The following is a 23919-nucleotide window of genomic DNA, read 5'->3' as shown; positions in this document are numbered from 1 at the left end:
AACAAAGGAGATTAAAACAAATGGCAGTTCCTGCAAGAAAAACTTCTAAGCAAAAGAAACGTTCACGTCGTGGTCATATTAAGTTAGCTACTCCAGCAATGCACTATGATGCAACTACTGGCGAATACCGCTTAAGCCACCGTGTTTCACCAAAGGGCTTCTACAAAGGCCGTCAAGTTGCCAACGAAAAGCAACAAAATAACGATTAAGAAAAGACACCGGTTGGTGTCTTTTTTTATACAAAAATATTATTATATCAAGGAGAAAAAAGATGAAACTTGTTCTTTTGCATTCTAGTGATACGCATGGCTTTTTATTACCGACGGATTATCAAGATAAAAACAATTATCAAGCGCCAATCTCATTGAGCAGAGTAAGTAGTGTGGTAAAAGCCGAACGTAAAAAGTATGGTTCAGAGAACGTTTTAGTAACTGATAGTGGAGATTGCTTGCAAGGCTCACCTTTAGCGTCATATACGCATAAATTACCGCTTGATGAGGGATTAGCAAAATTTACTGCTGCTTATAATGAAGTAGGTTATGATGCCCGTGCCTTAGGAAATCATGATTTTAACTTCGGCTTAGATTATTTAAAGTATTATATTGATCATAATGACGCCCCCATTATTAATGACAATATTTTAGACGAAGATACTAATCAACCTGCTTTTGGCAAACCTTATACTATTGTTGAAAAAGCAGGCCTAAAAATTGGTATTATGGGGATTACCACCCAATACATTTCCCATTGGGAACCAAAAGAGCATACTAAAGGTTTAAAATTTGTTTCAGGATTTGAAACTTTAAGTAAATTGGCTAAAGAATTACGTCCAAAAGTTGATGTCTTGGTAGCTTTATATCATGGCGGTTTTGAATCAGATCCATTAAGTGGTGAAGCGACTGAACCACATACCGGTGAAAATGAAGGTTATAAAATCTTAACTGAAATCCCAGAAATTGATGCTTTCTTAACTGGACACCAACATCGTCGTTTGAATTTAGTAACTAAAGATACGGCGATTGTTCAACCTGGTTATCGTGGTGAAGCTGTAGCTAAGATAGTGTTAGATATTCAAAAAGATGATTCTGGCAAAGCAGTTATTAAGAAAATGGAAACAGAATTAATTGATACCAAAGATTATGATCCAGATCCAGCGATTGAAAAAATTGTTAGTTCATTAGATAAGGGTACTCAAGAATGGCTTGATCAACCAATTGCACATCTTTCTGAGCCTGCACCAATTGAAAATGCTATTGAAGGAAGAATTAATGGAGCACCATTTATTAATTTAATTCAACAAATGCAGCTTTGGTTTACAAATGCTGATATTTCTGCCACAGCAATTATGTCAGAAACAGCTAAAGGCTTTTCTAAGAATGTTACCATGCGTGAAGTACTTTTGAATTATCCTTACGCTAATCAACTTTGCATTGTAAATGTTTCTGGAAAAGATCTAAGAAATATCATTGAATATTCGTGTGCCTTTTTAGAAAAAGATAAAAAGGGTAATATTAAATTTATTGATCGCTGGATTAAGCCTAAACCAATGCTTTATCATTTTGATATGTTCTATCCAGTTCATTATGAAGCTGATTTATCTAAGCCAGTTAACCACCGTTTAACTAAGTTAACTTTAGATGGTAAAGAAATTGAAGACGATAAGATCTATAAATTAGCGGTTAATAATTATCGTGCCTTAGGCGGTGGCTTTTATCCAGGCTATAGTATGGATAAAATTGAAAAGACCTTTGATCAAGACTATGTCCAAATGTTTAGTGAATACTTAACTAAGAATGACGTAAAAGTAGATACCAAAAAGAATTATAAATTCTATTAGAAGCAAAAAAAGAGGACTAAAGTGAGTCCTCTTTTTAATATTCTTATTTTAATTTTTTAGAGCATTTTGCCATATTTAGACTTATCTTTATGACTTTTAGCATTAATTGCAGGAATAATTAAGGCATAAGCAATTGAAAAGATTAAGCCAATAATAGCTGATTGTACAGGGTCAAATTTCATTGAAGTTAAACTTGCAGCGATAAAGCCCATAACTTCAAAGAAGATTTCACCCCAAAAAATTGTAACGATAAAGCGCATGGAATTCCCTTCTTTCACAAGCTCGATAACAAAATGATAGTCTAAAAACTCAAAAATAGCAAGCTTTGGTATACTTATAACATAAGAAAGGAAGCGAGCATAATGGGTGCAATTGGCCTACAGAATTTATCGAGTTATTCTTTACTTCAAAGTCCAATAAAAGTTAAAGAGCTAGCGCAAACAGCTAAAGACCGGGGTTATGAGGCAATTGCTTTAACGGATCTAAATGTAACTTACGGGTTAGTAGAATTTTATAAAGCAGCTCAAGAAGTTGGAATTAAGCCACTTTTAGGGATGCAAGCTCGATTCAATGGCTTAATTGATCAAACTAATCTCTATGATCTCATCGTTTTAGCAAAAAATAATCGGGGATTTGAAAATATTTTACGATTATCAAGCACTATTAATTTACTAACGAATAATGGTGAAACAGAGAAAGTACTTTTATTTGATGAATTAAAAAATATTTTAAGGATTTAATTGTAGTGATTCCAGCAAATGAGCAGAGTGAATTACATAATTTATATCGCCAAAATCCTAGTTTGGCAAGTGATTATTTACGCCAATTAAAGACTGAACTGCCTACTAATTCTTCTTTATATTTAGGCGTTTATGCAAGTAAAACTGAAGAAAATTATATTAATTTTGTGCGCGGTCTCAGCCAGCAATTTAATCTTCCTTTAGTAGCAACAGAGGATGTGCAATATCTTAATCCGCATGAGCAGTTTTTACGTAAAAGTTTACAGGCTATTAATGACAATGCACAATTACATGATGTTGAACAGCTTGCAAAGCAAACGGGGTCACATTACTTAAAGACGAGTAGTGAATTAATAAGCGATTATCATAAATTTGATTTAGATGATGCTATCAAGAACGCACAGAAAATTAGTCAAGAAATCAATGCGCAAGTTACGTTTAAAGATCCAGAATTACCTAAGTTTAAACAAAATAAGTTTCCCACTTCTAAAGAATATTTGCGTCACTTAGCCCAAACAGGCTTGACTAAACGTTTTAAAAATGGAAAAATCCCGCTTGCTTACCAGCAAAGATTAGATTATGAGTTACAAGTAATTAATCAAATGGGCTTTGATGATTATTTTTTGATAGTTTGGGATGTAATGAATTATGCTCACTCGATAGATGTTACTACTGGTCCAGGTCGTGGAAGTGCAGCCGGAAGTTTAGTCGCATATTCTTTAAGAATAACCGAAGTTGATCCCTTAAAATATCAACTTTTATTTGAACGTTTTTTGAATCCAGCCCGTCAACAAATGCCCGATATTGATTTGGATATTCCAGATGATCGGCGCGAAGAAGTGATTCAGTATATGTTTCATAAGTATGGAATGGATCATGCAGCTCAAATTTTAACTTTTGGTACATTAGCAGCCAAACAGGCATTACGTGATGTTTGTCGGGTTTTTGGTTTAAATCAATTTGAAATGAAAAAGTGGACCCAAGCAATTCCATATTCAAAAACACAAATTACTCTTGATCAAGCTTATAAGGAATCAAAGGATTTACAATTATTGGTCAATAGTTCTTCTTTTAACCAATTATTGTTTGCGACCGCGAAGCATCTTGAAGGTTTGCCACGTCATTATTCTATTCATGCGGCTGGTTTAGTAATTACTGATAATTCAATTGCTAGTTTAGTGGGACTGCAAGCAAGTAGCGAAGGTATTCCTGTGACGCAACAAACTAAGTTAAACGTTGAAGCTTTGGGACTTTTAAAGATTGATTTCTTGGGCTTGCGTAATTTAACAATTTTAGGAACAACGTTGGACTTATTAAAAAATGATGGAGTTGTGCTTGACCCACATCAAATACCTTTGAATGATCCAGCGACTTTGAGATTATTTCAAGAAGGCAAGACAGATGCAGTTTTTCAATTTGAGTCAGATGGAATTAAAAATGTTTTACGCCGTTTGCACCCTGATAATTTTGAAGATATTGTAGCCGTAAATGCACTTTATCGTCCAGGTCCGATTCAAAATATAGATCATTTTATTAATCGTAAACATGGTAAAGAAGCTATTTCTTATCCTGATTCAAGTTTAAAAGAGATTTTAAGTCCAACCTACGGTATTTTGGTTTATCAAGAACAGGTAATGCAAACTGCTCAAGTTTTAGCTGGCTTTTCTCTGGGAGAAGCGGATTTATTACGGCGTGCAATGTCGAAGAAAAATATTACTGTAATTCAAAAGCAGAGAGACAAGTTTATTGCTGGTGCACTCAAGCTGGGAAGATCAAAACAAGTTGCAGAAAAAGTATATGATTATATTGCTCAGTTTGCTAACTATGGCTTTAATCGGTCGCATGCAGTTGCTTACAGTGAAATTGCCTTTTGGCTAGCATATTTAAAGGTTCATTACCCAGCTGCGTTTTATACAGCTTTGTTAAATAGTAATTTAGGTAATCGGCATAAAATAAATGACTTTTTAACCCAGGTCCAAAGTAATGGCATAAAAGTCCTTGGGCCTGATATTAATGAGTCGCAAAAAGAATTTTCTTTAAAAAATAATCAAATCTTAGTTGGTTTAAGAGCAATCAAGGGATTAAGACAAGATTTTATTGATGCTATTTCAGCGCTTAAGTCACCCGTTACTTCTTTATCTGACTTTTTACTTAAAATAGATTCCAAATTTTTAAATCAAGCAGCAATTGATAACTTAATAAAGTCCGGTGCATTTGATAAATTAGAACCTAACCGTAATAAGTTATTAGCTACAAGTAAGGATTTAGTTGATACGGTAAAGATGTCGGGAAATAATACTTCTTTGTTTGAAACCTTAGAGCCTAAACCAATTGAAAAACCGATGCCTACCAATAGTGAAAAAGCTCAGATGGAGGATGAGGTGATGGGTTTTGCGACAACAATGAATCCCTTAATTGCTGTCCAAAAATATGCCCAACGTTTTGGTGCCAAACTTTTAAAAGATTTTTCAATTAATGAAACTGGAGTTGGAGTCGGAAAACTCACAAAAATTAAGCCTATTCGCACTAAAAAGGGTGAGGTAATGGCTTTTGTAACTTTTATTGATAGTCAGGGAGAATTTGAATTTACAATTTTTCCCAAAATATATGAAAAATTATCTACTATTTTAGAATTGGGCCAGATTTATTTACTACAGGTTAGAACTCAGGCTGATCGATATGACCCGACAAAGAAGCAATATTTATTAACTTCAGCCAAACAAGTTAATTATCAAGAATAAAAAATTTTAACCAAAAATAAATTAAATAAATCACAAAGTAAAGGCAATGGAAGCGGAAACATTATTTTATAAAGGAGTAAGTTTAAGAGAAATATCACTATTTAATGCAGACATCTTTAGGAAAAAATGGTACTATAAAGTCGATGTGAGTAAACAGATTATCGCAGAGGTGAATTCATGAAACGGATTGGTATTTTAACTAGTGGCGGAGATGCTCCTGGTATGAACGCTGCTATTAGAGCCGTTACTCGCACTGCTATCGCTAATGGCTTAGAAGTTTTTGGAATTCGTTATGGATATGCTGGCCTTGTTGCTGGTGATATTTTCCAAATGACTTCCGCAACTGTGGCTGATAAAATCGGTCGTGGTGGTACTTTTCTTTATTCAGCTCGTTTTCCAGAGTTTGCTGAAGAAGCAACTCAATTAAAGGGAATCGAACAATTAAAGAAGCATGGTATTGAAGCATTAGTCGTAATTGGTGGAGACGGATCATATCATGGGGCATTGAGATTAACTGAGCATGGTTATAATGCAGTTGGTCTTCCTGGTTCAATTGATAACGATATTCCATATACAGATTATACAATCGGATTTGATACCGCATGTAACACTGCAATGGATGCAATTGATAAGATTCGTGATACTGCAACAAGTCACCAACGTGTCTTTGTTGTAAATGTTATGGGTCGTGATTGTGGTGATATTGCACTTCATGTTGGAGTTGCAACTGGTGCGGACGCTATTGTTATTCCAGAAGAACCATATGATATTAAAGAAATTGCAGAAACTTTAAAACAAGGTTTTGCAAATGGTAAGAAGCATGGTTTAGTAGTTTTAGCAGAAGGTGTTATGGATGCTGATAAATTTACTAAAGAATTGCTTCAATATGGTGATTTTGATGCTCGTGCAAATGTTTTAGGACATATGCAACGTGGTGGTAGCCCAACTACTCGTGATCGCGTTTTAGCAAGCGAAATGGGTGCATATGCTGTTAAATTATTACTAGAAGGTAAAGGCGGCTTAGCCGTTGGTATCCAAGGTAATAAGTTAACTCACCACGACATGCTTGACTTGTTTGATGCAAAACACCAAGGTAATTTGTCATTATACTCATTAAACAAAGACTTAGCTAAATAGGTTAGGTAGTTTTTGATTTTATATTTTTAAGTAGGAGATTTTTTCAAATGAAGAAAACTAAAATTGTTAGTACTTTAGGACCAGCCTCAAATGATATTGAAACTGTTACTGAATTAGCTAAAGCTGGTGCAAACGTATTCCGTTTTAACTTCTCACACGGTGACCACGAAGAACACGCAGCTCGTATGCAAATGGTTCGTGATGTTGAAAAGCAAACTGGTATTTTACTTGGCATTGACCTTGATACTAAGGGTGCTGAAATCAGAACTACTGAACAAAAAGATGGTAAGTTCACTCTTAATACTGGTGACAAGATTAGAATTTCTATGGACGCTACTAAGAAGGGTGACAAGGATAAGATCTACGTTACCTACGATGGTTTATACGATGATACCAAAAAGGGTGGCCACGTATTAATCGATGATGGTTTAGTTGACTTACTTATCCTTGACAAGGATGACGCAAACCGTGAACTTGTTTGTGAAGCACAAAATACTGGTGTAATTGGTTCTAAGAAGGGTGTTAACGCTCCTGGTGTTGAAATTCGCCTTCCAGGTATCACTGAAAAAGATACTGATGACATTAAGTTTGGTATGAAGCAAGGTATTAACTTCATTTCAGCTTCATTCGTACGTAAAGCACAAGATGTTTTAGATATCCGTAATTTACTTAAGGAAGGTAACTGTGAATACGTTAAGATCTTCCCTAAGATTGAATCCCAAGAAGGTATCGATAACATTGATGAAATCTTAGAAGTTTCAGATGGTATTATGGTTGCTCGTGGTGACATGGGTGTTGAAATTCCATTTATGAACGTTCCATTTGTTCAAAAAGATATCATCAGAAAGTGTAACGCTTTAGGTAAGCCAGTTATTACTGCTACTCAAATGCTTGACTCAATGCAAGAAAACCCACGTCCAACTCGTGCCGAAGTTTCTGACGTTGCTAACGCTGTTTTAGATGGTACTGATGCAACTATGCTTTCAGGTGAATCAGCAAACGGTCTTTACCCAGTTAAGGCTGTTCAAGCAATGGCTGAAATTGATGAACGTACTGAAAAGCAAATGCTTGATGACCGTAACACTTTAGCACTTCAAAGATTTGAAGCTTACAAGGGTTCAAACATTACTGAAGCTATTGGTGAATCAGTAGTTAGAACTGCTGAAGAATTAGGTATTAAGACTATCGTTACTATTACTGCTTCAGGTTACACTGCTCGTATGATTTCTAAGTACCGTCCAAATGCAAACATTCTTGCTATGACATTTGACGAAAAGGTACAACACTCATTAGGTATTGTATGGGGTGTAGACCCAGTTCTTACTAATAAGCCTGCAGATACTGATGCTGCTCTTGACCAAGCTATGAAATTAGCTAAAGAAAATGGTCTTGCAGAAGCTGGAGATGACATTATCATCGTTGCTGGTTTACCATTAGGTGAAAGTGGTAAGACTAACTTAATGACTATCAGAAAAGTTAAATAATTAAGTTAAATATATTGGAAAAATAGTCAGCGTAAGCTGGCTATTTTTTGCCTTTTCTAGCCTTTTTACCTTATACTAGGCTACAGAAGTAAAAAGAAGTGAGGAAGAAAATGTTAGGAGAAATTACTAAAGGTAAAGTAATAGATAAAAACACGGATGCATATTATGTCCAAGTTAATGGTCTTACTTTTGAATTAAAAAAATTAGAAATTACTCAAGATGATCCAATTAAACTGGGTGATACCGTTCAAGGTTTCATTTATGAAAATAAAGATGGTAAAAAAGAAATGACGCAATTTTATCCCTTTGCTCAAAAAGATCAGTATGGTTGGGGAACTGTCACTGAAGTAAGACGTGATTTAGGTGTCTTTGTGGATGTGGGTTTAAATGATAAAGATGTAGTAATTTCTTTGGATGATTTACCACTTGATAAAGAATTATGGCCTCGTAAAGATGATCGCGTATTAGTGCGTCTTGAAACAGATGAAAAAGAACGTATTTGGGCTAAAATGGCTGACGAAAACATTTTTGAACAATTGGCTGCTAATTTTCCTTCTAATCTAGAAAATAAAAATTTAATGGGGACTGTATACAAAACCTATGAAATAGGTGCATTTTTGATTACGGACCAATATTATCTGGCTTTTGTTCACAATTCAGAAACATTTAGACCATTAAGATTAGGAGAAAAGGTAAAGGGACGCGTAATTGGTGTGAGTCAATATGGTCGCCTTAATATGAGTGTATTACCTCGTGCACATGAAGAAATTGACGATGATGCACAGATGATTTTAATGAGTTTACGTCGTGAAGCAACAAAGACTTTGCCCTTCTATGATAAGAGTAATGCCAGTGATATTAAGCAACATTTTGGTATTTCGAAATCAGCCTTTAAACGTGCTTTGGGCCATCTCTTAAAAGCGGGATTAATTACAGAAGATAAAGATGCTGGAACAATAAGTTTAAATGAAAGTAGTGAAAAGGAAAATGACGACGTTACAAGATAATCTGGCAGATTATCTTCGCTACGCTCAAGTAGAACGTGGATTAAGTGATAATACAATTGCTTCATATCGCCAAGATCTCAACGAGTACTTGAATTTCTTATTGTTAGAACAACAATCTATCTGGGAAGTAGATGCAGTTGAGGTTGATTTATTCTTAGGAAAACTTCGTGATCAAGGTAAGGCGACCTCTTCTATTAGTCGCATGGTTTCTAGTTTGAGAAAATTTTATCAATGGCTTTTGCGTCAGGACCTAATTGAGCGCGATCCATTGGTAAAAGTTGATGCTCCTAAGCAAGAAAAAAGACTACCTTTAGCCCTAAGTGAAGCAGAAGTTGATCAATTACTAGCTCAACCTCAAGTAGAAAAAAGTGGTGGGTTAAGAGATCGAGCTATCTTAGAGACCTTATATGCGACTGGAATGCGTGTGAGTGAGCTTATAAATTTGAAAATGAGTGACTTGCACCAAGAACTTAAGTTGATTAAAGTACTAGGAAAAGGATCAAAAGAAAGATTGATTCCAATTAGTGATGTTGCACTTTCCTGGATTGATGAGTATGATAAGCAAGTACGCCAAAAACAACTCTTGAAAAGTAAAAGTTTTACAGATATTATTTTTCTTAACCAACGTGGTGGTAAACTTAGTCGCCAGGCAGTATGGCAATTACTTAAAAAGTATTGTCAGACTGCTGGAATCACTAAAAATGTTACTCCTCATACCTTGCGTCACACATTTGCAACGCACTTACTAGAAAATGGTGCTGATTTGCGAGTTGTGCAAGAATTATTAGGACATAGTGATATTGCTACAACTCAGATTTATACTAACTTAACGCAAAAACACATTATGGAAGTTTATCGCAAGACTCATCCACGTGCTTAGAAGGGATCTTATGCTTAGTAAATACAAAAAAAGTTTTGAAAAACAAGTAATGGGATATTTATCATATTTACCAGACTTCAAAAATTTTCAAAATTTAGCTGATGAAATGAGACTCTATAATTCCGATAATAATCAGTTTGATGTCTTAACTTACACTAATGAGATGGGTAACTGTTTGGGAATTGTAGGAATTCAATTAACTTCACATTTTGTTATTATCAGATACCTTTCTTTAGCTCCAAGTTACCGTACTGCAGAAGTAGCGCAAGATATAATCAAAGAATTGGATAAACTATATCCCGAAAAGAAATTGACTACCTTCCCAAATTGGACAAATTTATTAAAATATACGAAATAAAGCATCATGAATAACGTAGATTTAACCTTAGAACTTCCTAATTTTTCAGGGCCATTGGACCTGTTACTACATTTGATTCGCTCACAAAAAATTGATATTTATGATATTCCCATTGCAAAAATAACTGCTCAGTATCTCAATTATATTGCTCACTGGCAAAAACTAAACTTACAAATTGCTGGTGAGTATTTTGTGATGGCTTCAACTCTTTTAAGAATTAAATCGCAATACTTATTACCAAAGAATGATTTTGATGAACAAGTGGAAGAATTTGAAGAAGATCCTCGTAATGAATTAGTTGAACAATTAGTTCAGTATTCGGTTTTCCAGAAAATTTCTACTTACTTTAAAGAGCGCAATGAGGAAGTTCCTTTTACAATAGCTAAGGAGCCTTCTGTTGAACCCAAAAAAGCACTAGATCCTTTGCCTTTAGGTGAAATTCAAGCTGAAGAATTAGCACATACTTTTGCGATAATTTTAAAAAGATTTAAGTTGCGCCAACCTGATGCTGCAAAAGTTGAAGTTCATGAAACTTCAATTGAAGATATGGTGCAATTTTTAGAAGCAGAAGTAAATCAAAAAATAAAACTAAGTTTCTTCGAAATAATAGAAGGCTTTACCACTTTAGATGCAGTAATTTCTCTTTTTTTAGCGGTATTAGAATTAGCTAGATATCAAAAAATTAGAGTTAGTCAAAATCGAGAATTTGGGGACTTATTAATAGAGAGGAAAGATAAGAATGACCACTAAAACCGCTGAATTGGAAGCAGTTTTATATGCGGCTGGAGATGAAGGCATAAGTCAGCAAGATCTTTGTCAGTTATTGGCTATTACTCCCACTGCTTTGCGTGAATTAACTACTAATTTAAAAGATAAATTAATTAATGATAAAGATCGCGGCATTAATTTGATTGAAATTAATCATAATTTTAAGTTAGTAACAGATCCTAGTTGTAGTAAAGTTATCTCACAATATTTTCAGAAAGATTCTTCTAAGAACTTAAGTCAGTCTGCATTAGAAATTTTAGCGATCGTAGCATATGAGCAGCCAATTACTCGGGTAGAAATTGATGAGATTCGAGGGGTAAATTCTGCTGGTGCCATTCAGACTTTAGTTTGGCGTGGTCTAATAAAGGTTGAAGGAAAAAAAGAAGTGGCCGGTCATCCTAACTTATACGTTACAACCGATTACTTTTTACAATATTTTAATTATTCAAGTTTGAATGACTTGCCGCTAATTGAAAAATTTACCGAAGATTATGCTGATAATGAGCAACTAGACTTATTTAACGAAAAAGAAGATCTGAATCAAAAAATAGAATAGAAATGAGGTAGTTCAATGTCAGAAAGATTACAAAAGGCAATTGCACAAGCCGGAGTTGCCTCAAGACGAAAAGCTGAAAAAATGATTTTGGCCGGTCAAGTTAAGGTTAATGGCAAGATTATTACGGAATTAGGAACAAAGGTCGAAGATAAGGATACGGTTGAAGTTAATGGAGTACCTATCGAACGCGAAAGTTTACATACCTACTTATTCTATAAACCTCGTGGTGTGATTTCGACAACAAGTGATGATAAAGGGCGAAAAACAGTCACGGATTTCTTTGAAGAATTGCCTTATCGCTTATATCCGATTGGTCGATTAGATTATGACACATCAGGATTATTGTTAATGACCAATGACGGGGATTTAGCTAATAAGTTAATGCATCCCCGTCATGAAGTTCCAAAAGTCTATACAGCTAAAATAAAAGGAATTTTAAAACCTGAAGAAATATATGCACTTAAACATGGTGTTAGAATTGACAATCGTAAGACTGCACCAGCGAAAGTTAATATTGTCAAAACTGATCGTAAAAAGAATACCCAAATCGTACAATTAACGATTCATGAAGGTCAATATCATCAGGTAAAAAGAATGTTTCAAGCAGTTGGACATTTGGTAGATAAATTATCGCGTGAAAAATATGCCTTTTTAACTTTAAATTCCCTAACTTCTGGACAATATCGTGAGTTAAATCATAAAGAAATTGCCCAACTTAAAAAATATTAATTGAATTAAATTTACAAAAGGTCTAATTTAGATTAAGATTAGACATGCAAGAATAAAGGATGAATTGTCTTCAGGACAGGGTGAAATTCCCGACCGGCGGTAAAAGTCCGCGAGCCATTTTTGGTTGAATCAGTTTTCTGTACCGATAGTAAAGTCTAGATGAGAGAAGACAGACTTTTTAACATTATCTCGATAGTAATTGAAGGGTCTGTTTGCGGTTGAAGCAATTGACCCTTTTTGCATATATAGAAAAGAGGTAAAAATGAAAAGTTATCGTACATCTCAAGATGGGTTAAAATATTGGCTAGTCTGGGCCATGGTAGGAGCAATTGCCTTCTTGGTCATGCAAATTGAAATTCCAATTATTCCAGGAATTGATTATTTAAAATTTGATGTTTCTGATGTAATTGTGGCCATTGCGACAATGATTTTTGGAATTTTTGGTGGAACGATGGTCGCCTTATTTAAAATCTTACTTAAGGCAGCCTTATCGGGATTTAATCCTTTATCAGTTTTGGGGGATTTGACTAGTTTTATTGCAACCCTAGCTTATATTTATCCATTTTATTTGATTGCAAAAAAAGGACAATTGAAGCTTAAGTCACAAATTATAGGATTAATCATTGGAACTATTTGCTTAACGGTTGTAATGGCTATTGCTAATTTCTTCTTAATGCCACTTTACTTTAAGGTAGTAGGATTAGGATTCAATAAAGCGGTTATCAATGCCATTGTGGTTGGAGTTATACCTTTTAATCTTATTAAGGGTGTAATAAACGGAATTTTAATTATTTTATTAATGAAGTCAGTTTATCCAACCTTAAATCATTTCGTAAAATCCAGATTTTAAAAAGTTTCTGCAGGATATTTACTCCTATGATAAAATTGATAGTTGAATAAGCTACAGATAGGAGAAGATGGATGAATAAGCAATCAGGTGAGGAAGAACCACTTAAGCATGTACAGCGTCCTTCACAAAGTAGGAGTGAGCTACGTCATCATAAGCGGGCTCAGGCAGATAATCAGTCACAAGCGGTTAGTCGCGCTTCAAGAGACCAGGAAGTTAGACGTAGACCACCAAAAAATTCTCATAAAGATGATCAGCCGTCAAAAGGATCAACAAAAATTTGGGCTACTTTAATTATTATTGCTATTTTAATAATTGCGATAGTTCCAATTATTAATAATCAGGTACACAAATCAAGTTCTAATTTGGCAGAAAAGCCAGTTCAATCTTCAAAAAGTTCTTCTAGTCCTAAAAAGAGCAATAAGAAAAAGGTTGAAAAGAAAACAACTAAGAAAGCTAAAAAGACCACTGTCAAACACGAACAGACACAAAGTCAGAGTTCTGATACTCAAACAACTCAAAATTATCAAAACACTACTAATCAGGCAGCTAATACAACTACCGGAAATCAAAGTAATAGTGTAGCAGCGGGAACAAATAATTATTCTGCTCAAAATGAAGCCCAAACTTCAGGCCAAACTACTGATAACAAGACTTACCAAGTTCAAACTGGAGATTCTTTATCAAAGATTGCGGCAGATAATAATCTTACTGTAGATAAATTAAAATCACTTAATGGTTTATCAGATGATATTGTTAATCCCGGCCAAAGTTTAAAGCTTAAGTAGTTTAAAAGAGTCAAATTTTAAATAATTTGGCTCTTTTTTGTTTAGAATTAAACTTTTAAATAAAGATTATGATAAAATTGCTGATGAATAAATTGGAAAGGATATTATTTTTGAATGCAGATTGCAATTGATGGTCCAGCTTCTGCTGGTAAAAGTACGGTTGCTAAAATCGTTGCTAAAAATTTAAATTTCATCTATATAGATACCGGAGCAATGTATCGAGCTTGTACACTGATTGCCAAAAACGGTAAAGTTGATTATGGTGATGAAGCTAAGATTCTTGACTTGTTAGAAAATAGTAAGATTGAATTTAAGAATGGTGAAAAAGAACAAAAAGTATTTGTTAATGGACAAGATGTTTCTTTGACAATTAGAACACCAGAGATCACTGCTAATGTTTCTCAAGTATCTGCTTTACCAGGAATAAGAAAAAAGATGGTAGAACTTCAAAGAGAAATGGCTGGTCAAAATAATGTCATTATGGATGGTAGAGATATAGGAACTACAGTCTTACCACATGCAGATCTTAAAGTATTTTTGGTTGCAAGTGTAGCATCTCGTGCTAAAAGACGTTATTTAGATTTTGAAGAAAAAGGAATTAATCAAGATTTAGCAGAAATTGAAAGAGATATTGAACAAAGAGATTATAAAGATTCTCATCGAAAGATATCGCCATTAAAAAAAGCAGCTGATGCAATTGAATTAGATACCACTAACTTAACAATTGATGAGGTTGTCAAAAAAATTACTGAATTGATCGAAAAAAAGCAAAAAAAAGAGACAAAAGAGTAGAAAAAATTGTTCATTTAATTTAAAATGGAAAATGATATTGGGAGGTACATATGTCAGATAATAGTAATCAATTTTTAGACGCTTTAGAGCAAATGCAAGGAGTTGAAGTCGGCAACATCGTAAACGTTGAAGCTTTAGATGTTGAAGACAGTCAAGTCACTGTTGGTGTAGAAAATGCCGGTGTTGAAGGTGTTATTACTAGACGTGAATTTACATCAGATAGAAATGCAGATTTACGTGATTTAGTAAAAACTGGTGATACTTTTGAAGCTTTAGTTCTTAGAAGAGCTGGCGGTGATAAAGAAAACGGTGAATTCTTCTTCTCAGTAACTCGTTTGAAGGAAAGAGAAGCATACAAAGAATTAGAAAAAGTTTACGAAGATGGTCAAACTGTAGAAGGTACTGTAACTGGTGCTGTTCGCGGTGGATTATTAGTAGATGTCGGTACCAGAGGTTTCTTACCAGCTTCACTTATTTCTAATCGTTATGTTTCAGATCTTAAGCCATACATTGGTAAAAAGATGAACTTAAAGATCACAGAAATAGATCCAAACAAGAACCGTTTGATTCTTTCTAGAAAAGACTTAATTGAAAAGGAAAGAGAAGAAGCTTTTGAAAATGTTGCAAACCAATTAGTTGTTGGTGATACTGTTGAAGGAAAAGTTTCTCGCTTAACTAACTTCGGTGCCTTTATTGATGTTGGTGGTGTAGACGGTTTAGTACACATTTCTGAAATCTCATACAAGCACATTGAGAAGCCAAGTGATGTATTGAAGGCTGGCCAAGATGTTAAAGTTAAGGTTATCGGTATTGATAATGATAGAAATCGCATCTCCCTTTCAATTAAACAAACTTTACCATCCCCATTTGAAGAAGCAACTTCAGGCTTAACTGAAGGGGATATTATTGAAGGTGAAGTTAAGACTTTGACTTCATTCGGTGCCTTTATTGAAGTTACTGATGGTATTCAAGGTTTAGTTCATGTTTCAGAAATTTCTAATAAACATGTTGAAAAACCTAGTGATGTTCTTAAAGTTGGTGATAAGGTAAAGGTTAAGGTCTTAAACATTGATCCTAGCGATAGAAGAATTTCCTTATCAATTAAGCAAGCTGATCCAGCAGCTAAGAGTGAAACTCCACGTCGTGAAGCTGATTCTAGTGTTGATAAATACATGAATGACAACGATAATGGATTTGCTTTAGGTGACATCGTCGGTGATCAACTTAAAGATAACGACTAATTTTGATCAAAAGCTGACTCCGGTCGGCTTTTTTTCTTTTAGAAAATAGAAAGAATAAATATAGAGGGAAGGGAGCGAGCTAGATGGCACTACCTATAGTTGCAATTGTTGGACGTCCTAATGTTGGGAAATCAACTTTATTTAATCGCATAATTAAGTCACGTGTAGCGATTGTTGAAGATGAAGCAGGTGTTACCCGAGATCGAATTTATGCTAAAGCTGAATGGATGGGACATGAGTTTATCTTAATTGATACTGGAGGGATAACTTTAGACTCTGGTGAGATAGAAGAACAAATTAAGGCCCAAGCTGAAATTGCCATTGATGAAGCTGATGTAATTGTCTTATTGGGTGATGTAACTAGTCATATGACTAATATGGATGAAACAATTGCTAAGATGCTTTACCGTACCAAAAAACCAATTGTTTTAGCTATAAATAAGGCAGATAATCCAGAGCAAAGAACCGATATCTACGATTTCTATAGTTTAGGATTTGGTGATCCAATTCCAGTTTCTGGTAGCCATGGAACAGGAATTGGAGATTTGTTAGATGCAGTAGTAGCCCAATTTGGAGATAAGGCAAATCAACATGAAGATGATTCAATTCGTTTCAGTGTGATTGGTCGGCCAAATGTAGGTAAATCTTCAATTGTCAATGCTATTTTAGGAGAACAGCGAGTTATCGTAGCTGATATGGAAGGTACTACGCGTGATGCAATTGATACTTCTTTCACGCATGATGGTCAAAAATATACCATCGTGGATACGGCTGGGATCAGACGACGGGGAAAAGTTTATGAAAAAACTGAAAAGTATTCAGTCTTAAGAGCTGTTAGTGCAATCGAAAATAGTGATCTAACTTTGCTTGTGCTCGATGCAAGTACTGGAATTAGAGAGCAAGATAAGCATGTTGCCGGTTATGCTCATGATGCAGGTCGTGGAGTAATTATTGTGGTTAACAAATGGGATGTACCAGAAAAAGATGCTCACAGTATGAAGCAGTTTGAGCAAACCATTCGTCAAGAATTTCAATATTTAGATTATGCTCCTATCATTTTTGTTTCAGCCAAAACAGGACAGAGGATTCCTGATATCCTAAATTTAGTTGATGAAGTTCATGAAAATCAAACGCGTCGGATTCAATCTAGTGTCTTAAATGATTTGTTACTGGAAGCAACTAGAATTACTCCTACGCCATTAGTAAATGGTAAACGTTTAAGAATTTACTATATGACTCAAGTGGCATCAAATCCACCAACTTTTGTTGTTTTTGTAAATGATCCTGAATTACTACACTTTTCTTACAAACGCTTCTTAATTAATCAATTACGGCAAAACTTTGATTTCAAGGGAACGCCAATAAAAATCTTGGCACGTAAACGAAAATAAAAGTTTAAAGTTGTTTTGTATGATGAAATTGAACTTTTTTATAAAAAATTAATAAAAAAGCTTGTAGTACCGGGATTTCTATGCTAAATTTTAATGCAGAGAGTAATGATTGGTAGTCATCATTCTTCCTTATTTCCAAATAGGGAGTAAGTTTTGAATCTGATAAATAAGATTCAATTCAGGAGGTGAAGAGAATGGCAAACAAGGCTGAATTAGTTTCTGAAGTTGCTTCAAAGACTAACTTAACTAAGAAAGATGTAGCTACTGCAGTTGACGCAATTTTTAGCTCAATCCAAGAAGATCTTGCTAAGGGTGAAAAGGTTCAATTAATCGGCTTCGGTACTTTTGAAGTACGTAACCGTGCAGCTCGTAAGGGTCGTAACCCACAAACTGGTGTTGAAATTCAAATTCCAGCTTCTAAGGTTCCTGCATTTAAACCAGGTAAAGCTCTTAAAGATGCAGTTAAGTAATTAAAAGAATAATTTAACACAAAAAAACACTAAACTACTTGTTTAGTGTTTTTTTGTGTAAAATGAATAAGAAGGATTTTACAAAACGGGTGATTAATTCATGACTTATTCAGAACAATTATTAGATGCAATTCAAAATCATAATTTTTCAGAAACTAATATTTTATTGAAAAATGCTTTAGATAATGATGATCCAGAAATCTTAGCTTCTTTGGCTGACAATTTAACTGATCTCGGCTTTTCTGACATGGCTAAAGAGATATATCAAGCTTTGATTGCTAAATTTCCTCGTGAAGATTTATTTAAAGTATATTTAGCGGAAATATTAATTAATGAAGGTCAAGAAGATGATGGTTTAACTTTACTTTATGATATAAGTCCCGAAAGTGATGCCTATATCGAAAGCTTATTAGCTCAGGCTGATTATTATCAAAGTAATGGTCTGATTGAGACAGCAAGACAAAAGCTCCTTAAAGCTAAAGAACTTGCTCCTGATGAACCTGCTATTATTTTTGGCTTAGCCGAACTTGATTACTTGACTGGGGAATACGAAGAAGCTCTAAAATATTATCAAAAATTATTTAAAGAGCAAAAAACCTTTGGTGAAGTGATGCTTTCTCAACGAATTGCAGAATGTTTAGCCAAATTAGGTGAGTATGAAGAAGCAGCTCAAGTTGTAAAGGACAATAGTAGTGACTTTTTAACAATTGATGCCATTTATGAAGCGGGCTTAATTTTACTTTCAGCAGGAGATAATAAAGCTGCCATTGATTATCTCAACCAAGTTATTAAAAATCAGCCAGATTATGTGAATGCTTATCCTTTGTTAGCTCAAGCCTACAGCAATGAAGATAATAATGAAGAAGTATTACGCATAGCACAAACCGGTCTTTCTTATAATGACTATGATGAAACCCTTTATGCACTAGGAGCAAAAGCAGCTGCAAATTTAGATAAAGTCGATGAAGCAGAACGTTTATTACAAAAGGGAATAAAGCATGCCCCTGAAAGTAGTGATTTGCGCTTAGAACTCTCGAATCTTTATTTACATCAAAATCAAGACGAAGAAAATATAGCCTTGTTTAGGGATTTAGATGATGAAGAAATAGAACCGCAAGCTCACTGGAACTTAGCCCTATCTTATCAACGTAATGAAGATTATGATAAGGCAAAGAGTGAATTTTTGAGTGCTTATCCAGCTTTTCAGGAAAATCCTGATTTCTTGAAACAAATGTTGACATTTTTCCGTGAAATTTCAGACTGGAATACCGTAAAGGCAATTCTAGAGAAGTATCTAAAGTTAGTTCCTGAAGATGCTGAGATGCAGAGTCTTTATAATGAATTAAGCGAAGAATAAACTTCCATACATGGTCCTTTTATTAGCGGATCATGTATTTTTGTGTAATATAAATGGGTATTGAATCGTTAAGTAGTGATATTTTGGGATACAGTTAAAAATGAAATAGTTTATAATAGAATAGTAAGGTTCATTTTAAGTGTAAAATACACTGATTTTTTCGAACATAATTAACAAACTCATGACCACAAGTTGTTAATAAATTATGATAATAGAAAAACGAGGTAACTATGAAAATTACTGAATTACCTGATATCTTTACTAAAGCGCTACCTGTATTAGAAGAAATAAATAATAATGGTTTTGAAGCTTATTTTGTTGGTGGAAGCGTTCGTGATCTGCTTTTAGGGCGACATATTCATGATATTGATATCGCAACGAGTGCTTACCCAGAAGAAATAAAAAATATTTTCAAAAAAACGATTGATACAGGAATTCAACATGGAACCGTAACAGTACTGCAGGGTAATGAAAGTTATGAAATTACTACTTTTAGAACTGAATCTGGTTATCAGGATTTTCGCCGGCCAGATCATGTAACTTTTGTTCAAAATTTGAGCGAAGATTTAAAAAGAAGAGATTTTACAATTAATGCTCTTGCAATGGATACCGAGGGCAATATAATTGATCATTTTAACGGTTTAGAGGATTTGCAACGACACAAAATTAAGGCCGTTGGCAAAGCAGAAAATAGATTTCATGAAGATGCACTTCGTATGATGCGTGCTGTGAGATTTATGAGTCAGTTAGAGTTTGACTTAGATCCATTGACACGTAAAGCAATTGAAGATAATCATGAATTATTAGCTAAAATTTCAGTTGAACGTATTCGTGATGAATTCGTTAAAATGGGGATTGGGCCAGGAAGTAGAGAGGCATTTCAAGTATTTTTGGATACTGGCTTAGCAGAACATGTTCCAGGCTTTGCTGGTAAAAACGATGCCTTGGCGATTTTCCCAAAACTAAATTTTGCCCCATCGACTGAAGCAAATTTGTGGGCTTTAATGATTATTCTCCTTAAAATTCCTGATGATAAAATTGCTCATTTTATGAGAATGTGGAAGAATTCTAATGCTCTAGAAAGACAAGTAGCAAGTACAGTAGAATTTTTTGACTTAATTTCGGCACAAGATCCAACTAATTATGATCTATTTAAAGTTAATGTAGCAACTATTGCATCCGCCATTGATTTAGCTCATATTTTGGGGCAGCCAATTAATGGGCAAGCTTTGATTGATCGTTATGAAGCTTTACCAATTAAAGAGAATAGCGATTTAGTAATTAATGGTAGTTTCTTATTAAAAAATGGGATTCCTGCAGGCCCACAAGTTGGAGAGATTTTAGAGAAAATTAAAGAGAAAATTGTAGAAGGAGAATTGGCCAACGAGCAAAAAGAGATTAGCCAATTTTTAACTGAAACCATTAATCATGAATAAAAAAGATCACTGTTTCTGGCAGTGATCTTTTTTACACATAAAGTAAGATTGAAAAGTACATTAAGATGGAACCCAGCATTACAAATAAGTGCCAGATTACATGAATAAAGGGGATTCTTCTTAAGCAATAGAGGATGGCACCAATGGTATAAGAGACTCCACCCAAAACTAAGAGCCAAAATCCAATTTTCCCTAAAGCTAAGTAGAGAGTATTAAGTGCAATAACAACTAGCCAGCCCATTCCGATATAGATAATAGTATTAACAATTACATGGTTACCTGGAATAAGGATATAATATAAAATTCCAATGATTGCCATTGCTAAAATCAAACCAAACATCCACCAACCTTTTTTGCCACCAATCGTAACAAGGGTATAAGGCATATATGAACCAACAATCAAAATGAAAATGGATGAATGGTCAAAGATCTGAAATACTTTATTAGCACGAGTAAATATAAGGCTATGGTAAAGGGTAGAAAATAAATAAAGTAAGACTAAGCTTGCACCATAGAGAGTAAAAGAGACGATACGGATAGCACTTCCGGTTTGGGCTGCTTTTACAATTAGAATCACTAATCCGGCAATTGCAAGACTAAAACCAATACCATGTGTAACTGCACTAAATATATTATCTAAAATATAATAGGTTTTTGAGCGTTGGTTAGATTCTTTAAAAAGATGTTTAAGTGACATAAAATTTGATTTCCTTTTAACTGACGTTTAAATTTTTGTTATACTTGTTTAAAGTATTAGCTAAATTCTAACATAACAATTAATAATTAGTTGCAAATTTTACAGTTAAGAAATGAAGGTCAAAAGATGGCAAAAATTAAAGTAGTTACAGATTCATCAGTTCAATTGACAAGTGAAGAAATTAAGAAATACGATATCACAGTCGTTCCTTTAACAATTACAATTGACGGACATAATTACGTTGATGGGGAAGATATTTCACGTGCAGAATTTGTTAAAAAGATGAATGAAGCTAAAAATTTACCCAAAACAAGTCAGCCTGCACTTGGAAAATTTGAAGAGATTTTTAAGGAGTTAACAGCAGATGGAAGTGAAGTAATTGGTATCTTCTTAGCTCGCTCTTTAAGTGGAACAATTGAAGCAGCTCGTCAAGCTAGCCAATTAATTGGTAAAGAACAACAAATCAAAATTATTGATTCTCAATTAACTGATCGGGCTGAAGGTTTTCAAGTTTTAGCTGCTACCAAAGATGCCCAAATGGGAAAATCAATGGCTGAAATTATTGCTCATGTAGAAAAAATTCGTGATAATCAAGTTCTAGAGATGATGGTTGTAAATCTTGATAATATTATCAAAGGTGGGCGTTTAGGGCCACTTGCAGGTAAAATTGCGACTCTTTTGAATATTCGCATTGCCTTAACTATGATTAAGGGAGAGTTAGAAATCTCGAAGAAAGGAAGAGGTAAGAAATTCTCCAAGAATTTTGATCGTCGTGTATTAAAAGATATTAGAGAACACAAACATGAAATTAAGGAAGTTGGCATCTCTTACGTAAATACACCAGAAGAGTGTGAAGAACTCGCTGAAAAAATTAAAGAAATAAATCCTGATATTAATGTTTTGGTTCAACAAACAAGTCCGATTATTGCTACTCACTCTGGAAATGGTGCTTATGCAATTTTGTATTATCTCGATAAATAGGTGATTTAATGGCATATAGAGAAAGTTTTTATCAATTTCTAATGACACAACGTAATCCTGATTCTCAAGATGAAATTGCTCAATTTGCAAATAATGCGCAGCACGATGCGCAATTTCCTAAGCATGAAGAGAATTATGATAAGATTTCGGAATATTTAGAACTTAATGCGGGATATTTACCAAGTATGAGTATTTTTGATGATGCTTACCAATCTTACGTTGAACATATGCATAATAAATAGAATTTGAGGCAGTTAATGAAAGACGAGGAAATACAAACTTCAGCTAATTCCAAAAAAGTTAAACAGCCTAATAGAAAAGTTCAATTTGTATTGACCAGTTTAGTTAGCTTGGGAATTGGTGCTGGGGGAACGTTCGCTTATATGTCATATCAACAGCAACATTCTCCCCTAGCTCCTGTTGAAAAAATGTATTACCAGTTACAAGCCAACTACTTTAAAAAAATCCCCTCAAAAACTTTGCAAGACGGTGCAATCAAGGGGATGCTTAATAGTTTAAATGATCCATATTCACTTCAATTAACTGGACAAAATCAAACTGATGTTAATAATGTGCTCGAAGGATCTAGTTATAGTGGTGTGGGCATCCAGATGAAGATAGCTGATGGTAAGGTTTTAGTTGATTCTTTAGTTAGAGATTCACCGGCGGCTAAAAGTAACATTAAACCAGGTGATCAGTTAATTAAAGTTAATGATTACCAAGTTTCTCCAGATCACTTGGATCAAGTTGTCGAAAAAGTTCGCGGTAAAAATGGCTCAAAAGTCACTCTCCAGCTAAAACGGGACAATCGTGTATTTAAAGTCACTTTAAAGCGTACTAGTTTGAAGCAGTCAATGCTTAGTGTGCGAACTCAAGGCAAGGCTACAATAATTACAATAAGCCAATTTGACAGTAATACTGCCAAAGATTTAAAAGCTACTCTTAAAAAAATCAATCCTCAAAAAACGCCTAAACTAATTATTGATCTTCAAGATAATCCTGGTGGTGTAATGAGTGATGCTTTGACTTGTGCGGCATATTTTGTTCCTAATGGCAAAACGCTAATGCAATATCAAAGCCGTCAAGAAAAACAAGTAATCAAGTCAAGTAAAAAGTTAGCTGGTGGTTATAAGACACAGCTAAAACCGATTATTTTGATTAATAAGAATACGGCCAGTGCAAGTGAAATTTTTACAGCAGCTCTGGTTCAAAATAAACGTGCTGTCACAGTGGGTCAAACTACTTATGGTAAAGGAACTGTACAAGAAGTAGGGACAAGTCAGCAGACAGAATATAAATATACAGTAGCTAAATGGCTTACACCCAATGGTAATTGGATCAATCATCAAGGACTTAAACCGACATATTACGTAAAACCTTCACCGCTGGCTAATTTATCATTATTTCATACTAAGACAACGCTAAAAGAAATTATGACAGGTCTTGATATTGTGATTCTACAACAATATTTAGAGGGATTAGGCTTTTTAACTGATCATTTAACGGGAATTTTTGATGAACAAACAAAACAAGCTGTAATCGCTTTTCAAAAGGCTAATAGCCTTCCAGCAACAGGTGAAGTTAACCAAAATACTGAGCAAGAGTTGTACTTTACTGCCGGTCAAAAATTACAAAACGATAATCCAGCTCTTAAAAAAGCGCTGAGTTTAAACTATTAAAGA

The 23919-nt window shown here is 34.4% G+C and carries 22 protein-coding genes, 2 pseudogenes and 1 riboswitch; of the genes and pseudogenes, 22 read left to right on the top strand and 2 right to left on the bottom strand.

All coding sequences use genetic code 11. The features are described from left to right. The first annotated feature begins 20 nt into the window (after positions 1 to 20). Positions 21 to 209 (top strand): 50S ribosomal protein L32, encoded by a 189-nt coding sequence (rpmF, locus tag FP432_RS02485; protein WP_265489284.1) that lies wholly within the window; start codon positions 21 to 23, stop codon positions 207 to 209. 62 nt (positions 210 to 271) lie between these two features. Continuing rightward, positions 272 to 1837, top strand: a complete 1566-nt coding sequence (locus tag FP432_RS02480; RefSeq protein ID WP_265489283.1) for a bifunctional metallophosphatase/5'-nucleotidase — start codon at positions 272 to 274, stop codon at positions 1835 to 1837. A 56-nt stretch (positions 1838 to 1893) separates the two neighbouring features. Here the strand turns inward: FP432_RS02480 and FP432_RS02475 are convergent, their stop codons facing one another. Then, a complete protein-coding gene (locus tag FP432_RS02475) occupies positions 1894 to 2097 on the bottom strand; it encodes a YjzD family protein (protein ID WP_265489282.1) in 204 nt (67 codons plus the stop codon). Between the two features lie 102 nt (positions 2098 to 2199). Here FP432_RS02475 and FP432_RS02470 point away from each other — a divergent pair. The 17 genes and pseudogenes from FP432_RS02470 (at position 2200) to FP432_RS02390 (ending at position 20559) form a co-directional block, all read left to right on the top strand. After that, positions 2200 to 5318, top strand: a pseudogene (locus FP432_RS02470) (DNA polymerase III subunit alpha). Positions 5319 to 5495: 177 nt separating this feature from the next. Beyond that, positions 5496 to 6455: a 6-phosphofructokinase gene (gene pfkA, locus FP432_RS02465; protein ID WP_265489281.1), complete on the top strand. Its 960-nt coding sequence runs from the start codon at positions 5496 to 5498 to the stop codon at positions 6453 to 6455. 47 nt (positions 6456 to 6502) lie between these two features. Next, a pseudogene (gene pyk, locus FP432_RS02460) lies at positions 6503 to 7933 on the top strand (pyruvate kinase); the annotation flags it as partial. 116 nt (positions 7934 to 8049) lie between these two features. After that, a complete protein-coding gene (locus FP432_RS02455; protein ID WP_265489280.1) occupies positions 8050 to 8946 on the top strand; it encodes a S1 RNA-binding domain-containing protein in 897 nt (298 codons plus the stop codon). Beyond that, the gene (gene xerD, locus FP432_RS02450) at positions 8927 to 9826 is read left to right on the top strand and encodes a site-specific tyrosine recombinase XerD (protein ID WP_265489582.1); all 900 of its coding nucleotides are present in this window, start codon (positions 8927 to 8929) and stop codon (positions 9824 to 9826) included. The genes FP432_RS02455 and xerD overlap by 20 nt, the downstream gene beginning before the upstream one ends. A 10-nt stretch (positions 9827 to 9836) precedes the next feature. Continuing rightward, the gene (locus tag FP432_RS02445; RefSeq protein WP_265489279.1) at positions 9837 to 10184 is read left to right on the top strand and encodes a reductase; all 348 of its coding nucleotides are present in this window, start codon (positions 9837 to 9839) and stop codon (positions 10182 to 10184) included. Between the two features lie 6 nt (positions 10185 to 10190). Further along, positions 10191 to 10934, top strand: a complete 744-nt coding sequence (locus FP432_RS02440) for a segregation and condensation protein A (RefSeq protein WP_265489278.1) — start codon at positions 10191 to 10193, stop codon at positions 10932 to 10934. Further along, a complete protein-coding gene (scpB, locus tag FP432_RS02435) occupies positions 10924 to 11508 on the top strand; it encodes an SMC-Scp complex subunit ScpB (protein WP_265489277.1) in 585 nt (194 codons plus the stop codon). Before FP432_RS02440 ends, scpB begins: the two co-directional genes overlap by 11 nt. Positions 11509 to 11523: 15 nt before the next feature. Further along, the gene (locus FP432_RS02430; RefSeq protein WP_265489276.1) at positions 11524 to 12237 is read left to right on the top strand and encodes a pseudouridine synthase; all 714 of its coding nucleotides are present in this window, start codon (positions 11524 to 11526) and stop codon (positions 12235 to 12237) included. 62 nt (positions 12238 to 12299) lie between these two features. Further along, positions 12300 to 12412, top strand: a riboswitch (FMN riboswitch). Between the two features lie 87 nt (positions 12413 to 12499). Then, a complete protein-coding gene (locus tag FP432_RS02425) occupies positions 12500 to 13087 on the top strand; it encodes an ECF transporter S component (RefSeq protein ID WP_265489275.1) in 588 nt (195 codons plus the stop codon). Positions 13088 to 13158: 71 nt separating this feature from the next. Continuing rightward, the gene (locus tag FP432_RS02420; RefSeq protein WP_265489274.1) at positions 13159 to 13872 is read left to right on the top strand and encodes a LysM peptidoglycan-binding domain-containing protein; all 714 of its coding nucleotides are present in this window, start codon (positions 13159 to 13161) and stop codon (positions 13870 to 13872) included. A gap of 114 nt (positions 13873 to 13986) precedes the next feature. Continuing rightward, a complete protein-coding gene (gene cmk, locus FP432_RS02415; RefSeq protein WP_265489273.1) occupies positions 13987 to 14664 on the top strand; it encodes a (d)CMP kinase in 678 nt (225 codons plus the stop codon). Between the two features lie 50 nt (positions 14665 to 14714). Next, the gene (gene rpsA / locus FP432_RS02410; RefSeq protein ID WP_265489272.1) at positions 14715 to 15905 is read left to right on the top strand and encodes a 30S ribosomal protein S1; all 1191 of its coding nucleotides are present in this window, start codon (positions 14715 to 14717) and stop codon (positions 15903 to 15905) included. A gap of 83 nt (positions 15906 to 15988) precedes the next feature. After that, positions 15989 to 17296, top strand: a complete 1308-nt coding sequence (gene der / locus FP432_RS02405; protein WP_265489271.1) for a ribosome biogenesis GTPase Der — start codon at positions 15989 to 15991, stop codon at positions 17294 to 17296. Positions 17297 to 17490: 194 nt separating this feature from the next. Next, on the top strand, positions 17491 to 17766 hold the full coding sequence (locus FP432_RS02400; protein WP_265489270.1) for an HU family DNA-binding protein: 276 nt from the start codon (positions 17491 to 17493) through the stop codon (positions 17764 to 17766). Positions 17767 to 17866: 100 nt separating this feature from the next. Further along, a complete protein-coding gene (locus tag FP432_RS02395; protein ID WP_265489269.1) occupies positions 17867 to 19123 on the top strand; it encodes a tetratricopeptide repeat protein in 1257 nt (418 codons plus the stop codon). A 230-nt stretch (positions 19124 to 19353) separates the two neighbouring features. Next, on the top strand, positions 19354 to 20559 hold the full coding sequence (locus tag FP432_RS02390; protein WP_265489268.1) for a CCA tRNA nucleotidyltransferase: 1206 nt from the start codon (positions 19354 to 19356) through the stop codon (positions 20557 to 20559). Between the two features lie 31 nt (positions 20560 to 20590). Here the strand turns inward: FP432_RS02390 and trhA are convergent, their stop codons facing one another. Then, positions 20591 to 21256 carry a PAQR family membrane homeostasis protein TrhA gene (trhA, locus tag FP432_RS02385; protein ID WP_265489267.1) on the bottom strand — a complete coding sequence of 222 codons (666 nt, stop codon included), beginning with the start codon at positions 21254 to 21256 and terminating at the stop codon, positions 20591 to 20593. Between the two features lie 126 nt (positions 21257 to 21382). Between trhA and FP432_RS02380 the strand changes: the two genes are divergently transcribed. The 3 genes from FP432_RS02380 to FP432_RS02370 are packed head-to-tail and all read left to right on the top strand — an operon-like array spanning position 21383 to position 23916. After that, the gene (locus FP432_RS02380) at positions 21383 to 22237 is read left to right on the top strand and encodes a DegV family protein (RefSeq protein ID WP_265489266.1); all 855 of its coding nucleotides are present in this window, start codon (positions 21383 to 21385) and stop codon (positions 22235 to 22237) included. Positions 22238 to 22245: 8 nt separating this feature from the next. Then, positions 22246 to 22479 (top strand): YozE family protein, encoded by a 234-nt coding sequence (locus FP432_RS02375; protein ID WP_265489265.1) that lies wholly within the window; start codon positions 22246 to 22248, stop codon positions 22477 to 22479. 15 nt (positions 22480 to 22494) lie between these two features. Beyond that, on the top strand, positions 22495 to 23916 hold the full coding sequence (locus FP432_RS02370; protein WP_416202884.1) for a S41 family peptidase: 1422 nt from the start codon (positions 22495 to 22497) through the stop codon (positions 23914 to 23916). Positions 23917 to 23919: the final 3 nt, after the last annotated feature.

Source organism: Lactobacillus sp. PV034, assembly GCF_014522305.1.
Lineage (GTDB): Bacteria > Bacillota > Bacilli > Lactobacillales > Lactobacillaceae > Lactobacillus.
The sequence above is the reverse complement of the archived record's forward strand: the minus strand, read 5'-3'. Positions and strand labels throughout refer to the sequence as shown.